The organism is Oscillibacter sp. UBA6647 (assembly GCA_002455655.1).
Taxonomy (GTDB): domain Bacteria; phylum Bacillota; class Clostridia; order Oscillospirales; family Oscillospiraceae; genus Oscillibacter.
Genome location: DKLF01000032.1, coordinates 1 through 15,159 on the forward strand (window position 1 = coordinate 1; position 15,159 = coordinate 15,159).

At 57.5% G+C, this 15,159-nt stretch carries 15 protein-coding genes and 2 tRNA genes; 4 read left to right on the plus strand and 13 right to left on the minus strand.

The features are described 5' to 3' along the window. From B2W96_RS02650 to acpP, 7 genes are all read right to left on the minus strand, one after another. Positions 1-745 (minus strand): nitronate monooxygenase (locus tag B2W96_RS02650; RefSeq protein WP_293008290.1); only part of this gene is annotated, 745 nt, incomplete at its 3' end. A 36-nt stretch (positions 746-781) separates the two neighbouring features. Further along, positions 782-1,729 (minus strand): beta-ketoacyl-ACP synthase III, encoded by a 948-nt coding sequence (locus B2W96_RS02655; protein ID WP_293008292.1) that lies wholly within the window; start codon positions 1,727-1,729, stop codon positions 782-784. Further along, the gene (locus B2W96_RS02660; protein ID WP_293008294.1) at positions 1,726-2,541 is read right to left on the minus strand and encodes an acetyl-CoA carboxylase carboxyltransferase subunit alpha; all 816 of its coding nucleotides are present in this window, start codon (positions 2,539-2,541) and stop codon (positions 1,726-1,728) included. The genes B2W96_RS02655 and B2W96_RS02660 overlap by 4 nt, the downstream gene beginning before the upstream one ends. After that, the gene (gene accD, locus B2W96_RS02665; RefSeq protein ID WP_293008296.1) at positions 2,534-3,394 is read right to left on the minus strand and encodes an acetyl-CoA carboxylase, carboxyltransferase subunit beta; all 861 of its coding nucleotides are present in this window, start codon (positions 3,392-3,394) and stop codon (positions 2,534-2,536) included. The genes B2W96_RS02660 and accD overlap by 8 nt, the downstream gene beginning before the upstream one ends. Beyond that, positions 3,391-4,779, minus strand: a complete 1,389-nt coding sequence (gene accC / locus B2W96_RS02670; protein ID WP_293008298.1) for an acetyl-CoA carboxylase biotin carboxylase subunit — start codon at positions 4,777-4,779, stop codon at positions 3,391-3,393. Before accC ends, accD begins: the two co-directional genes overlap by 4 nt. A gap of 2 nt (positions 4,780-4,781) precedes the next feature. Then, positions 4,782-5,198: an acetyl-CoA carboxylase biotin carboxyl carrier protein gene (locus B2W96_RS02675; protein ID WP_293008300.1), complete on the minus strand. Its 417-nt coding sequence runs from the start codon at positions 5,196-5,198 to the stop codon at positions 4,782-4,784. Positions 5,199-5,334: 136 nt separating this feature from the next. Next, on the minus strand, positions 5,335-5,565 hold the full coding sequence (gene acpP, locus B2W96_RS02680; RefSeq protein ID WP_293008302.1) for an acyl carrier protein: 231 nt from the start codon (positions 5,563-5,565) through the stop codon (positions 5,335-5,337). 396 nt (positions 5,566-5,961) lie between these two features. Here acpP and B2W96_RS02685 point away from each other — a divergent pair, with 396 nt between their 5' ends. Together B2W96_RS02685 and fliB are read left to right on the plus strand one after the other, a co-directional pair. After that, positions 5,962-7,125, plus strand: coding sequence for a MalY/PatB family protein (locus B2W96_RS02685; RefSeq protein WP_293008303.1), 1,164 nt, complete (start codon positions 5,962-5,964; stop codon positions 7,123-7,125). Between the two features lie 18 nt (positions 7,126-7,143). After that, positions 7,144-8,196 carry a flagellin lysine-N-methylase gene (gene fliB, locus B2W96_RS02690; protein ID WP_293008305.1) on the plus strand — a complete coding sequence of 351 codons (1,053 nt, stop codon included), beginning with the start codon at positions 7,144-7,146 and terminating at the stop codon, positions 8,194-8,196. 889 nt (positions 8,197-9,085) lie between these two features. Here the strand turns inward: fliB and B2W96_RS02695 are convergent. Both B2W96_RS02695 and B2W96_RS02700 read right to left on the minus strand, forming a co-directional pair. After that, positions 9,086-9,937: a DegV family protein gene (locus tag B2W96_RS02695; RefSeq protein WP_293008307.1), complete on the minus strand. Its 852-nt coding sequence runs from the start codon at positions 9,935-9,937 to the stop codon at positions 9,086-9,088. 92 nt (positions 9,938-10,029) lie between these two features. Next, positions 10,030-11,172: a glycerate kinase gene (locus tag B2W96_RS02700; RefSeq protein WP_293008309.1), complete on the minus strand. Its 1,143-nt coding sequence runs from the start codon at positions 11,170-11,172 to the stop codon at positions 10,030-10,032. Positions 11,173-11,294: 122 nt separating this feature from the next. On the opposite strand from B2W96_RS02700, the gene B2W96_RS02705 reads away from it, so the two are divergent. Both B2W96_RS02705 and B2W96_RS02710 read left to right on the plus strand, forming a co-directional pair. Beyond that, positions 11,295-11,459: a hypothetical protein gene (locus tag B2W96_RS02705; protein ID WP_293008311.1), complete on the plus strand. Its 165-nt coding sequence runs from the start codon at positions 11,295-11,297 to the stop codon at positions 11,457-11,459. 368 nt (positions 11,460-11,827) lie between these two features. Then, on the plus strand, positions 11,828-12,409 hold the full coding sequence (locus tag B2W96_RS02710; RefSeq protein WP_293008313.1) for an SOS response-associated peptidase: 582 nt from the start codon (positions 11,828-11,830) through the stop codon (positions 12,407-12,409). Positions 12,410-12,515: 106 nt separating this feature from the next. Here B2W96_RS02710 and B2W96_RS02715 read toward each other — a convergent pair whose 3' ends face one another. The 4 genes from B2W96_RS02715 to B2W96_RS02730 form a co-directional block, all read right to left on the minus strand. Beyond that, entirely contained in the window at positions 12,516-13,655 is a 1,140-nt protein-coding gene (locus B2W96_RS02715) for a DUF4317 domain-containing protein (RefSeq protein WP_293008315.1), read from the minus strand. A 475-nt stretch (positions 13,656-14,130) separates the two neighbouring features. Continuing rightward, positions 14,131-14,204, minus strand: a tRNA-Cys gene (locus B2W96_RS02720). Between the two features lie 101 nt (positions 14,205-14,305). Beyond that, positions 14,306-14,381 (minus strand) — tRNA-Gly (locus B2W96_RS02725). A gap of 48 nt (positions 14,382-14,429) precedes the next feature. After that, positions 14,430-15,113 (minus strand): hypothetical protein, encoded by a 684-nt coding sequence (locus B2W96_RS02730; protein ID WP_293008317.1) that lies wholly within the window; start codon positions 15,111-15,113, stop codon positions 14,430-14,432. Positions 15,114-15,159: the final 46 nt, after the last annotated feature.

A 15,159-nucleotide genomic window follows, 5' to 3' on the forward strand; every position in this document is an offset into this window, starting at 1 on the left:
ATCTCGTGGCGTTGCGCTTTTCAAGCTCCAGATAGGTCCGGGCCATCTTGTTTTTCAAAACCCGGACAGGCCCGCCGATGCTGCGGCCGGTCACCACGGTGTCGGAGTCCTTCGCCTTGAGAATTGCCTGCTTATATCCGTCGTGAATGGGGCACTCCTCACTTGCAAGCAGGCAGGTGCCCACCTGAACGCCAATCGCGCCCAACGCGTAGGCCGCCGCCAGCTGCCGCCCGTCGGCAATGCCGCCTGCGGCAATAACGGGGACGTTTACCGCGTCAATGACCTGCGGAACCAGCGCCATGGTGGTCATCTCGCCCACATGCCCGCCGGATTCGGTGCCCTCGGCAATGAACGCGTCCACGCCGTAGCGCTCCAGCCGCTTTGCCAGCACCGCTGCCGCCACCACGGGCATCACCTTAATGCCCGCTTCCTTCCACGCAGGGATATACTTTCCGGGGTTGCCCGCCCCGGTGGTCACCACCCGGACGTTTTCTTCCAGAATGACCCTTGCAATGTCGTCGGCATGAGGGCTCATCAGCATCAGATTCACGCCGAAGGGCTTGTTTGTCAGCTCTCTTGCCCGTCGAATCTCCTGCCGGAGACGCTCGCCGTCCCAGCCGCCGGTGGCAATCATGCCAAGGGCGCCCGCATTGGCGCAGGCGGCGGCAAATTCGCCGGTGGCGATATTGGCCATGCCGCCCTGAATAATGGGGAACTCCGTTCCCAGAAACTCGTTCAATCTCATATCACGTCGCTTCCCCGCAGGCGCGGGTCCGTCCTCTCATTTAAATTCCGCCAGCGCCGCGCCCCATGCGCGTCCGCCGCCAAAGCCCACCAGCATCACTCGGCTGCCGGGGCCGACCTTGCCAAGCTCCGTCAGCTCGCTGAGCACCATGGGAATGCTGGCGGCGGAGGTGTTGCCGTACTTCTCGATGTTTTTGTAGTATTTCTCCTCCGGAATGTGATACTTCCTCACCGCCAGATCAATGATGCGGGTGTTGGCCTGATGGAACACGAAAAAGTCCACATCGTCAATTGTTTTTCCGCTGCGCTTCAGCGCCTGGTCCATGCACGAGGGCACGGCGTTCACCGCGAATTTGAACACCTGCTGGCCCTGCATGAAAATCTGCGGCGGAGCCTTGTGGCCCGAGCCGGTGACGCCCAGCATTTCGCTGTCGCCCTCGCAGTGGAGCACCGCGCCGAGGGATTCGTATTCCTCATTCCATTCCACCACGGCGGCGGCCGCTGCGTCGCCAAAGAGGACGCAGGTGCCCCGGTCCTCCCAGTTGATAAAGCGGCTGAGCATCTCAGCTCCCAGCACCAGCCCATATTTCCGGGGCGAGGCCGCCAGCAGGCACTCCGCCGTGTGGATGGCGAAGAGGAAGCCGCTGCACGCGGCGTTGATGTCAAAGCAGACCGTGTCGTTTAAAAGGCCCAAATCCCGCTGCAAAAGGCTTGCGGCGTTGGGGGAGAGGAAGTCCGAGGAAAACGTGGCCACGATGCACACGCCGATTTCCTCCGGCTTAATTCCCGCGCGCTCCAGCGCCGTCTGCGCCGCGTGGCGGCACATGTCGGCGTGGGTTTCCTCAACGCAGTGGTGGCGGGTCTTGATGCCGGTGCGGGACGTAATCCATTCGTCGTTGGTGTCTACGATTTTCTCAAGGTCGGCATTGCTGACCAGCTTCGGCGGGGTGTAGTGTCCCGCGCCGCAAATTTTAATTCCGCTCATTGGTCCTCCTTCGGGGGTGTCCCCATCTGTCTAAATTTCCGATACCGTCCCGCAGCCAGCGCCTCCCCGCTCTGGCGGGAAAAGGACTTTAAATTCCGGGCAAGGGCTTCGTCCAGTGCACGCAAGGCAATGTCCGGGGCAAGATGCGCTCCCCCCGCCGGTTCGGAAACAATCTCGTCGATGATTCCCAGCCGCTTCAGGTCTGGGGCGGTGAGCCGCATCAGCTCGCAGGCCTGCCCATGGCGGGAGGCATCCTTCCACAGGATGGTTGCAAATCCCTCAGGAGAGAGAATGGAATACACTGCGTTTTCCAGCATCAGTACCCGGTCCCCAACGCCCAAGGCCAGCGCGCCACCGCTGTTGCCCTCGCCGGTGATGGTGGCAATGATGGGCACGGTAAGACGGCTCATCTCCATCAGGTTCCGGGCGATGGCCTCGCCCTGCCCCCGTTCTTCCGCTTCCATGCCGGGGTAAGCCCCCGGCGTGTCAATAAATGTGAAAATAGGGCGGCGGAACTTTTGGGCCTGGCGCATCAGGCGCAGTGCCTTGCGATAACCCTCCGGGGAGGGCATCCCGAAATTATATTTGATGTTTTCGTCCAGCGTGCGGCCCTTGCGGGTGGCAATCACTGTGACGGGCCGCCCATGGAATCGGGCAATTCCACCCAAAATGCTTTCGTCCTCGCCCGCCAGACGGTCACCCTGCTGGATAAACAGGTCCGTAAACAAAAAGTCAAAAATCTCAGGTGCATTGGGCCGCTGATGATGGCGGGCAATCGCCACCCGCTCGGCGGCGGTCATAGGCTCACTCATTGCGGCCTCCTTTCCCATGGAGCGCCAGCAGGCGGGAAATCGTACTCCGCAGCTCGCTACGGGGGACCACCGCGTCCACAAAGCCGTGCTTCAGTTGAAACTCCGCCCGCTGGAAACCCACCGGCAGCGTTTGCCCGATGGTCTGCTCAATGACACGGGGACCGGCAAAGCCGATCAAGGCGCCCGGCTCCGCCAGAATCACATCGCCAAGGCTTGCGAAGCTGGCGGTGACGCCGCCGGTGGTGGGGTTTGTGAGAACCGAGAGGAAAAAGCCCCCCTTTTCATCAAACCGGGCCAGCGCGGCGCTGGTTTTCGCCATCTGCATCAGGGAGAGAATCCCTTCCTGCATTCTTGCCCCGCCGCTGGCGGAGAAGAGAATCAGGGGGAGCCTGCTCTTTGCGGCAAACTCGATGGCGCGGGTGATTTTCTCTCCCACGGCGGCGCTCATGCTGCCAAGGAAAAACCGTGCGTCCAAAACCCCGATGACGCATTTTTGTCCGTCCACGGCTCCCAACGCAGTGACCACGGCTTCGTTTAGCCCGGTCTTTTTCCGGGTGGCCTCCAGCTTTGCGGCATAGTCGGGAAAACGCAGGGGGTCCGTGGAGGTCAGGCGGGGGTTCAGCTCCCGAAAGGAGCCGGCGTCCAGAATCGTGCTGAGCCGGTAGTAGCTCCCCAGCGGCATATGATAGCCGCAATGTGGGCAGACGTATTGGGTTTGGGACAGCGCTCCCGCGCCCATGGTTTGGCCGCAGCCGGGGCAGGCTGTCTCGGCGGTTGGCGCGTGGGTTTGCCCGTCCCGAAAGGCCTTCATCGCCAGCAGCTTTTGCCGCCGCTGGGCAAAAATCGAAGTCATTTGGCTGCCTCACTTTCCACCGCCCTGCGGTCCCAATCCACCAACTCCTGTAAATGAGCTTCCAAAAATGCGGTGGTGCAGGTTCCCCGGACAAAATCCGGATGGTACAAAATCAGATGGCTCAACCCCGCGTTGGTGGCAAAGCCCTCCACGGTCAGTTCCTCCAGCGCACGGCGCATCCGACGGATGGCCTCCAGCCGGGTGGGGGCGTGGACCAGAACCTTTGCCGCCAGAGAATCGTAATAAGGCGGCAGGGCATAGCCGCTGTAAAGCCCCGAGTCAATCCGCACGCCCATTCCCCCGGGAAAGTGTACAAAAGACGCTATGCCGGGGCAGGGGCGGAAATCTGCGGCGGGGTCCTCCGCGTTCACACGGCATTCGATGGCGTGGCCGGTCAGATGGATGTCTTCCTGTGTAAAGCCAAGGGAAAGCCCCGCCGCGATGCGGATTTGCTGGCGCACAAGGTCCACTCCGGTGACAAGCTCCGTAATGCCGTGCTCCACCTGAATACGGGTGTTCATCTCACAGAAGTAAAACCGCCCGTCCTCCGCCAGAAGGAACTCCACCGTCCCGGCGTTTTCATAGCCCACGGCACGGGCGGCGCGGACCGCCGCCTCGCCCATCTCCCGGCGCAGCTCCGGCGTGAGGCACCGGGCGGGGGCTTCTTCAATCAGCTTTTGGTTCCGGCGCTGAATGGAGCAGTCCCTGTCAAAAAGGTGAATGGTGTTTCCCTGACTGTCTGCGAGGATTTGAAACTCAATGTGCCGGGGATTCACCACAAATTTTTCAAGATACATGGTTCCGTCGCCAAAGCAGGCCACAGCCTCCGCCACGGCCTCGTGAAACGCGGCGGGCAGCTCTTCGGGGGCTTCCACCTTGCGGATGCCCCGCCCGCCGCCGCCGGCGCTGGCCTTCAGCAGCACGGGATAGCCAACCTGTCCGGCGACTTTCAGAGCGGCATCCACATCGGCCAGCGGGCCGCCGGAGCCGGGAACCGTGGGAACGCCCGCCGTCTTCATCAGCGCGCAGGCGGCGGCTTTGCTTCCCGCTTTGCGGATAGAATCGCCGGAGGGGCCGATAAATTTCAGCCCGGCAGCGGCACAGGCGTCGGCAAAGTCGGCGTTTTCCGACAAAAAGCCATAGCCCGGATGTACCGCGTCGCAGCCCGTGGCCTTGGCGGCGGTCAGAAGCGCCGCCTGATTGAGATAGCTGTCCGCAGCCTTGGGCGGACCGATACAAACGCTCCGGGTGGCAAGCTGGACATGGAGCGCATCCGCGTCGGCGGTGGAATACACCGCCACCGTTTCAATTTCCATCTCCCGGCAGGCCCGCAGCACCCGCAGTGCAATTTCGCCCCGGTTGGCAATTAAAATGCGCCTGAACATGGTTACGCCTCCCGATAGCGGAAGATGGGCGCGTCAAAGCCCAGCAGGTCGCCGTTTTGCACAAGGACCTCTTCAATCACGCAGTCGCAGGGGGCTGTCACCTCACTCATCATTTTCATGGCCTCGATGAGACACACGGTCTGTCCCTTGCTCACGCGGTCGCCCTGCTTCACAAGGGGCGGATGATCCGGGGCGGAGGCGGCGTAAAACGTTCCCACCAGCGGGGCGCGGATCACCGGCTCCTCCTGCGCTTTGGGAGCGGATGCGGCGGGGGACACGGGAATGGATACGGCGGCCATCGCCGGTGCGGAGCCCGCCCGGCTCAGTTCCAGCTCATCGCCGCCAACGCAGACACGCATGGTCAAAATGCCGCTTTTTTCGAAGCGGTCCATCAATTCAAAAATCTCGGAGTTGGTCATGATTCTCCTTCCTTTATTCGCGTCCCGGGCTTTCACTGGGGACCCGCGCCTTTTGACGGCCCAGAGGGGGCGCGCAAAAAACCTTTATAGCGCGAAAGGGAACCGCAGCGGTTCCCTTTCGGTCGATGTGCGGCAATCAGGCCTTGTGGGCTTCCAGATACTTCACGATATCGCCCACGGTTTTCAGGTTGGGAAGCTCCGCGTCGTCGATGGCCACGCCCGTGGCCTCCTCCAGCGCCATCACCAGCTCCACGGAGGCCAGGGAATCCGCGCCCAAATCCTCTGCCAGAGTGGCTTCCATCGTCACCTGATCGGCCTCGCAGGCCAGTGTTTCCACGATTACGTCTCGTACCTTCTCAAAATCCATTGTCAATATCTCCTTAAATTCAAATAGTTAAGTTTATTTAGTCAAAAAAATTGAACTAATTCGAGGTAATTCTAAACGCAGGAGCCGGGTTTGTCAATAGAAAAAAATGCGGAATTTTGCCGCTTGCACCATAAAAAGGATTAGCGAAAGCTCCCAGCGGGGAGAGAACAGCCGGGATTGCGCGGGGGACGGAAGCGTGGTAAAATAACCGCAAGGCGGCTGCTTTGCATTTGGCATTGCTTTTTAAGCCGCGCAAAGCCGCAGAATGTGTCCGATGCGTCATTCACGCCGTGGAGGACCCACGGCACGGCTCCGGGGCGGATCGTTTCCTTTATTTGAACGGCTCACGCCCTGCGTGAATAAATTCATTGGTGATTCTGGAAAGTGAGGCTATTTATGAACTATGATTTCGACACGATCATCGACCGCTCCGGCAACCGCGCCGCCAAATACGACGAGCGGCTGAAAAAGTTCGGCACGGAGGACGTGATTCCCCTGTGGATTGCGGACATGGACTTTCGCACCGCCCAGCCCATTATCGATGCGCTGAAGGCCCGGGCGGAGGAGGGTATCTGGGGCTATACCGCCCGGCCAGACAGCTATTTTGCCGCCATCCGCGGCTGGCAGAAGCGGCGCAACGGCTGGGACATCGACCAGCGCCTGATGAGCTTCAGTCTCGGCGTGGTGCAGACGCTTTCCGCCTGCATACAGCTATTCACCCCGGCGGGGGGCAGCGTATTGATTCAAACGCCGGTGTATTCCGAGTTTTACGACATGACTGAGGCGTGGGAGCGCACCGTGGTGGAAAGTCCCCTTGTGGAGAAGGACGGGAAATGGACCGTGGACTGGGCGGACTTTGAGGAAAAATTGGGCCGGTGCGACCTCTTTATCCTGTGCAACCCCCACAATCCTTTGGGAATCGTCTGGACGGCGGAGGAACTGCGGCGGATGGGCGAGCTGTGCGAAAAATACCGCGTACCCATGGTGTCCGACGAGATTCACTCTGATTTAATTTTCCACGGGAAGAAACACACCGTCACCGCCAGCGTCGCGGAAAACGTCATCACCTGTATTTCCGGCACCAAGACCTTTAATCTGGCGGGCTTGCAGGCCAGCACCGTGGTGTTTCCCAACCGGCACAAGAAGCAGGTCTTCGACCGCTTTTGGCACCGCATGGACATTCACCGCAACAACGCCTTTTCCCTCACGGCCATGGAGGCCGCGTTCACCCATGGCGACGAGTGGCTGGACCAGCTTCTTCCGTATCTCAGCGCCAACTTTGACTACATTCATGACTATTGCGCCGCACATATTCCCCAGATTCGGCCCACCGTGCCGGACGCCACCTATCTCGTCTGGCTGGACTGCCGCGCACTGGGGCTGAGCAACCGGGAACTGCACGACTTTATGATTCACAAGGCGCGGCTGGGCCTGAATGACGGGGATTCCTTCGGACGGAACCTCAGCGGTTTCATGCGCCTGAATGCCGCCTGTCCCCGCTCAGTGCTGGAGCAGGCCATGGAGCGGCTGAAGGCCGCCGTGGGCGGGTTAAATCTTTAATCAAAGGGAGCGGGCGGCATGCAACTGCGGGCGCCGGATTATCTTAAACAATTTCAGTGCCTTGCGGGGGAGTGCCCCCACTCCTGCTGTCAGGGCTGGGAGGTAGTGGTGGACGAAGCTTCCGCCGCCTTTTACCGCACCCTGCCGGGGCCGCTGGGTGAGCGGCTTCGGGCGTCTCTGCAAACCGAGGACGGAGAGGACTATTTTGCCCTGACGGACACGGGCCGCTGCCCCTTCTGGGACATGGACGGCCTTTGTGCCATCCACCGGGCCCTTGGGCCGGAGCGCACCGGCGAGGTTTGCCGCAGCCATCCCCGATTCATCGAGGACTACGGCCCGCTGAGGGAGACAAGTCTTGTGGCTTCCTGTCCGGAGGCCTGTCGTTTGTTGCTCTCCTTCCATGCGCCGCTGACGTTTCCCGAGACGGAAACGGACGAGGAGGGCGAGTCGGGGGACCCTTGGCTGGACCCGCTGCTGGCCGTCCGGAAAAAGCTTTTCGAGATTTTACAGGACCCCTCCCGCAAAATTGGTTTCCGCCTTTCAGAGCTGTTGGCTTTGACGGCGGAAGCGCAGATTTTACTGGACAAGAACGAGGCCCCGTTACTCCCGGCGCTTTGCCGGGCGTGGACGGCTCCGGCCCCCGGTTGTCAGATGGCCGGGGAGGGGATTTTTCCCCGGGCATGGGAGGCACTGTCCGGGCTGGAAATTCTGGGAGATGATTGGCGGGCGTTGCTGCGCCGTGGCAGGGAGGCTGTGCCCGGCGCTGTCCCGGAAGCTTTGATGGAACGGATTGTGGCCTACTTTCTGTTTCGCTATACCCTCAAGACCGTCAACGACGGGGACTTGCTGGGGCGGGTGCAGTTTGCTCTGCTGGGCGTTTTGGTAGTGGAGCGGGCGGCAAGCCTTCTGCCCCTTGATGAAGCCCTGCGGATTTACTGCCGGGAGATTGAGCACAACGAAGACAACATAGATGCGCTTCTGTTGGCGTTTCGCACCCAGCCCGCCCTGTCGCCCTCCGCCTTTTTCCGAACACTGGGGGATGACGCAGATGAGGGCTTAAAGTCCGAGTAAGTGCAATGTAAAATTGCACAAAAATTAAGGATACAATAATTACAAAATGTAGAATCACACAAAAACCACTTGACTTTTATGCGCTAATGTGGTATTTAATAATTACCGGGAGGGAATGAGTCCAATAGGCTAGCTGGCTCAGCGAAATTCAGTCTCATTTCTCACCGTCGCGTTTGGAAGTATCCCGCAATGTCACCGCAAGCGCATACCCGTTTTGACAAGCAATTTTTTCCCTGCAAAGGCAAGCGTTTTCTCGGCATCCCGGCAAAAACTTGGCGAATTTCCGGCGGACTCCAGTAAACCCACGGAGGGGACCAAAGACGAGACACGGCTCATTTCAATGAGACTCACGAGATTCGGTTTTGGCAATGTCCAAGGCAACTATCTGCGTGCACCTGATGTTTTATGGATTGGCTGCCACCGAGCGTTTTTCCTGTTTTCCGGTCATCCCAAAGCTTTTTCCGGTATCCCACAGCAAGCCTCAGTATCCCAGCCTTCCAAACGTGAATCTGCGAAAGTAAGAGGTACCAACATGGCAGAGAACCCCAGTCAGAAGTAACCCCCCATCTGCATTGGACAGATGGGGGGTTGGTTTTTTAATAATGATTTACCGTCCCGGAAGGGGCGTGTTTTTTTGCCCATAAGCATTCGCAGTCGTTTTTAGTCAGGCAGGGGAGAGGGCACAGAGCGGGGGGGGGACGCGCGAGGAGAACCCGGGGGAGCAAACACGCCGGAGGGATCTGGGAGAAAACGCGGAGAAGTAAGAATGTAAAAAGATACGCCCGGAAAACGAAAGAAGGTCGCAGGAAGAAAAGTCCCGGCGAAAATTCTCGTATCCGGAGTAAACCCCTGCCCCGGCGAACGCTTGTCCGCCGGGGCAGGGGCTTTTTTAGTCGATGCTCTTTTTGTGGAAAAACGCGATGCCCAGCGTGTTTGGTCCGCAGTGGGAAAAAATCGTGCAGCCCGCCTTGCCTTCTAAAATGGTGCCAAAGCGTCCGTCCGCGCGGAGAACCTCCCGCGCGATGTCTGCCAGAGCGGGGGAGAAGGCGGTGTCCACCAGCCAGACGCGCTCCGTGTCAATGTCGGTCCGTCCGTCCAGCCGGTCGTGAAGGTATTCCGTTACCACCCGCTCGATGGAGCCGCGGTATTTTTTCGTCACGGACATTTTCCCGTCGATGACCTCCACACAGGGGTGCAGCTTCAAAAGATTTGCCCCGATGGCGGTGACGGAATTGCACCGCCCGCCTTTTTTCATATAGTCCAGCCGGTCCAGCACAAAGCTGACCTCCAGCCGGTCGCGCAGGCTTTCCAGCTCCGCAACGATTTCCTCCGGAGCGCGGCCCTCCCGCGCCATCCGCGCCGCCCGCAGGGCAAGCTCGCCGATGCCTACCGTCAGGTTCGCGGAATCCACCACGTAGACGCCCGGCAGCTCCTCAGCCACAATTCTGGCGTTTTGGTGGCAAGAGGAAAAACCGGCGCCCAGATTGATGTGGATGACCGCGTCGTATTCCTTCAGCAGATTGCTGAACAGCTCGTGGTAATCCGCCGTATTTACCGCGCTGGTGGTGGTGATGTCGCCGCCGGCGTCCACATGGGCGGCAATGTCCGCCGGATGGATGTCCACGCCGTCCCGGTAGACACGCTCGCCTTTTACAATGCCCAGCGGCACCACCGTGATATTGTTTTCCCCCCGCAGGGCGACCGGCAGGTCGCAGGTGCTGTCCGTGGTAATTTTAATCATGGGCGGGCTTGCTCCTTTTCGTGATGTCTGATTTCCTGAAAAACTGTCAAGTTATTTTCGGCCTGTCTGCCGTAAATGATTTATCAATATTATCACAGCCGCCCTGAAATTTCAAGAGCGCGGCACAGCCGCAGAATATCCCCCGCTGCGGCGCGCAGGTCCCGGCGGCTCCGCAGTCGCGCCTGTTCATAGGGAACTGCAACGCGGTTGATGGAAAAAACCGCCGTAACGCCCAGCGCGTAGATTTTCTCCGCGCCTTCGCCCACGTCTCCAACCAGAGCAACCACCGGTACGCCGCGAAGAGCGGCCCTCCGGGCCACACCCGCCGCAACCTTTCCACAGAGACTTTGACGGTCCATGCAGCCCTCGCCGGTCATTACCAGGTCGGCTCCGGCAAGTGCGGCTTCAAAGCCCACTGTGTCCAGCACGGTTTCGATGCCCATTTGCAGGTGGCTTTTAAAAAATGCGGTCATTCCTGCGCCCATTCCGCCCGCCGCCCCCGCGCCGGGGAGACTGCGCACTTCCACGCCGCAGTCCCGATGCAGCAGATCGGCAAGGTGGGCAAGTCCCTCGTCCAGCCGCAGGACCATGGCCTCATCCGCCCCTTTCTGGGGGCCAAACACCGCCGCCGCCCCCGTCGGGCCGCAAAGGGGATTGTCAATGTCGCACATGGTTACGATGGGAATGGCAGCAAGGGCGGGGTCCAACCCGGACAGGTTGATGCGGGCGATGTCCCGCAGCGTTCCTCCCACGGGAATAAAGGAATTCCCCTCTTCGTCAAAAAACCGAACGCCGCAGGCCGCTGCGGCTCCGCAGCCGCCGTCATTGGTGGCGCTGCCACCAAGGCACATGATGATTTTCCTCGCGCCCCGGATTGCCGCGTGGCGCAGCAGTTCCCCCACGCCAAAGGTGGTGGTGCGCTCCGGGTTTTTCGGGTTCGCCATAGGAAGGCCCGCGGCTGCGGCCATCTCCACTACCGCCGTCCCGTCCGGCAAAAGCCCGTACTCCGCCTCAATGTGCTGCCCGTTGGGGCCTGTACACGTTACGGAAACCCGCTCGCCGCCGCAGGCGGTGAGAAATGCGTCCACGCTGCCCTCACCCCCGTCCGCGACGGGGAGGGAGATAATTTCTGTCTCCGGAAAGATTTCGCGAATCGCGGCGGTCAGCTCGCCGCAGACCTCCCGGGATGTCATGGTCCCCTTAAAGGAATCGGGGGCCAGAATGATTTTTTTCATGGCGCGCCCTCCCAAAACCGGCTTAAAAGTGGATGGTTTATGTTTCACATTGTACCATAGGCCTGCCGTGCTGTCTAAGAAAATTTGCGGGGCGGCGGCACGCCGCATTCGCGCGGTCGGCAATGGCTGTGGCGGCAAAATCAATGTATGACCTGTTTGCCAATCTGTTTGAGCAGGAAAACACTCTTAAAGATCGTGAGAAAATGTTTAATCCCGTGGAGGTCTACAACATGATGGGGCTGGGAACATTGACCGAAGAGTACATTAAAATGTATCAATCAATTTGAATTGCAGCAAATTCGCAATAGGCATGTAAATGCTGGCAACAACACCAAAAATATAATTGATTCTGCGCCCATCTCACCTGAGATGGGCGCTTTTCTCCTATATCCTCTGGCGGGAATGCCCACGCGGCGCAGTTTTTCCCCGGTGACCGGATCCACACAGAGAAGATCACCTACCGGCAAGGAATAATAGACAATCTCCGCGCCAGCTTGCTGAACCGGATATACTTGCCTATGGCTGTTTATGACATACCTTGGTGCGCATATTCTAAAAACTCAAGAGGTATTTTCTGCTTGCCTCAACGGGTGCGCCAAATGTGCTATACTATACCCGTAGAAAATTTGCGGAAACGGACAGGGAGGATGCTGGAATGTGCGGGAGATATCAGTTCACGGCGGAGCAGAGCGGGGAGCTTCAGGAAATCGTTCAGGAGGTCCAGCGCCGCTGCGAAGGGGGCGCATGGACGCTGGGTGAAATTTGGCCTTCGATGAAGGCTCCGGTTTTGGTGGAGCGGGAAGGCATGATTGAAGCAGATCTCATGCGCTGGGGCTTTCAGACCCAGCAGTCTCTGATGATCAACGCTCGGTCGGAAAGCGCGGAGGAAAAGCCATTGTTTCGGGACAGCGTTCGAACGCGCCGCTGCGTTGTCCCTGCCAGCGGCTTTTATGAGTGGAGCGCGGATAAGCGAAAGTACCTGTTCCGCTTGCCGGACGCGCAGCCACTCTATATGGCGGGTATCTACGATCAGCGGCAGGACGAGCGCTGCTACTGTATTTTGACAACGGAGGCAAACGAGTCTGTGTGCGGGATTCATTCACGGATGCCGGTGGTGCTGCGGAGGGAGGAAATTAGAGGGTGGCTTATAGAACCGTCGACCTTCCGGAGAATGCTTAAAAAGATACCGCCGCAGCTCTTGGCCACGGCGGAAGATAATCAAACATCGCTTTGGTAAGAGTGTGCCCTCGGGAATACAATCATAGCCTCCTTCACCACAATGGAGACAATAACCTGCAATCTCGGATGATATTATCAGAGTGTCAAAGATAAGCCAGCCTTTTTTAGTCCCTTGCTATTTTTACATTAACGCCATTGACTTCGACACCATCGTCAGCTGGAATAAGGATGTATTTTTTACCGTCAATCATTTTTGTTTCCACCATATAGCTATATTCCGGATCGACAGAGATTTTGACCTGCGGTGTGACGAGTTCAAATTTACTGCTGTCAATAATGTTGCGCGGGTTGAGCACGGCTTCGTCGCCGAATTCTTCTCCGCACCTTTCTTGAAATACCTGAATCTGCTCTTCCGGGACGCCGTTGCTTTGCAAAATTTGCCCAACCTCACGGGATGTAATATCAAGGGAATCCGGGTCTTTACGTTCCTTGTGCTGCTCAATGCGCTCACGAATCTGCTCGTGCACAGCCTGAATCACATCATAGCTGCAACCGTCCGCCAGAGAGTCAGCAAGCACACTCTGGAATGTTTCTTTTTGCTCGTCAGCAGACATGGGAGCTGTCGTATGGAAAACAGCGTCGATAAATTCGTGGTGAATCTGTGCTGTGTTTTTGGAATAGAAAAGCGCATTATAAATATTTGCCGCACGGGCATCAAAGGTCGGAAACATAAAACCAAGTTCCGGCGGTGCGACTATTTGCTTTGTCGCATAGCCATGGAACTCATTTTCGCCGGAAAAGTATCCGAGTTCCGGTTTGCCATCTCTGACAGGACAGGCGGCACAGATGATGTATTTGAAAACGGTGTCGGAAGCATCAACCTGAATCTCGTCGTCTTTTCCGCGATGCGGCACGTCATAGGCATCGCTGGCAAGGAGAATCAGATAATTGCAGTCCTCCATATCCAGCGACTGTATTACTTTTTGATAGAATTGTTCTCTGGCTGCGGCATCTTTGAGCTCTGAGTTCGTCAGGCTTGTAAGCAAACGGTGTTCATCGCTGTCGTGCACCTGCTGGGTAGAAAAAACAATATCGACCAGGTTTTTTCCAAGACTCCCGGATAGAGCCTTCTTTAGAAAGATCATATACTTTTCTATTTCCAGTTGAGGCATAATTCCAAGAGATTCTTCCAGATATGAAATGATGGCTTTATTGCTATTGACGTAGCAGCCATAAATTTTGCTGATGTTGCTTTTATTGGGAGTCATACGGCGGCGGATTTCATTTAACTCTTTTTGATTCATAATGAGACCTCACAGTTTTCATAATAAACCATCGGCATGGCAATGGGAAGTAAATTATATCACGTTTGAGATTGGAGTTCTATACCCTTGATAGACATATTGATATCGCAAGGACATCATAATATATTTACCATCTAAGGTAAAAATCCCCGATTTAAAAAATCGCACAGTCATTTCGGCCTTGTGCAAAACAGTGATCATTACAAGCTCAACAGGCGGCCTCCGAGAAGATGTTTCCGGAGACCGCCTTAATTGTGCGCTGACACGGAATATTCGATTTACAAGAGAAAAGAAAAATGCCGGCGCGTAAGCTGCTGCGCTCTGCGGGATGAGAGCGGCCCCACACGGACTTGACGGGGAGGCTGCATCGGTGTGCAGTCCTATGCGCCATCACTATGGGGGCATCTTGTTTTTTCTTAAATACGAAATCGAGACAAAGGCACAAATTTTTGTACCTTTGTCTCAGTTTTATTTCTGGAGGTGACACCCGGATTTGAACCGGGGATGAGGGTTTTGCAGACCCTTGCCTTACCACTTGGCTATGTCACCATGATATTTTATAGTATATACGAAATGCCGGAAAAAGTCCAGCAAAATTTAAAGGTAGCTGGAAAACTGAATGCCCACACAAGGGTGTGGGCATTCAGTTTTGGAGCGGGCAACGAGGCTCGAACTCGCTACCTCCACCTTGGCAAGGTGGCGCTCTACCAGATGAGCTATGCCCGCGAAGCAAGAGTTATTCTAGCAAAGAACACCCTGCCTGTCAACTCTTTTTTACGGAATTTGCGAAATTCCATCAGATTGCGCGGAGACATCCTCCGAAGCCAGATTAAATTCGATCATTTCCACGGGCCCCTCCACAGGGTAATAGGAGATGCCCCACTCGGGCGTTTGAGTCAGCTCCCGCTCCACGCGGAGTGTTTCCACAGTCTGATTGACCGCGTCGCGGTCCTCTGTCCGCCAATAGCCCACGCGGACCGTCAGCTCCGTTTTTTCATCGTCCAGGGCCGCCGCCAAAAGACTTTGCAGTGCGGCCGCGCTGGTGGCATTGACGATGGAGGCAATCTGCTCCGCCGTGCGGCGGTAGCCAAGCTGAACGGACAGCTCGTAATATCCCCGCTGGGCAGTGGAGGAAGAGGTGATATACTCCAGCGCATAGCTGCCAAGGGCCGTCTCCTGCTGTACCTCGGCGGCGGCCTTTTCCAGCGCGTCGGCAACGCTCACGCTATCGTCATAGCTGTAAAACCGGATGACCGCCTGATCCGTGTGCCTTCCGATGAGAAGCATCAGGTCATTGACGATGTCCTGATAGTTTTCCGCACGCAAGGTGCCAGTGGCCTCGCTCTCCCAAAACTTGTTGGAATGGGGCTCCGCCGTGCTGTATTCCCGATCCAGAAGAGAGGCGCAGCCGGTGAGCAAAAAGCACAGCGCCAGCAAAAAGCACAGCCTTTTTTTCATCCGTCCGCACCTCCCTTCTCGTTTGGTTTTATGCCGGATACCGGCA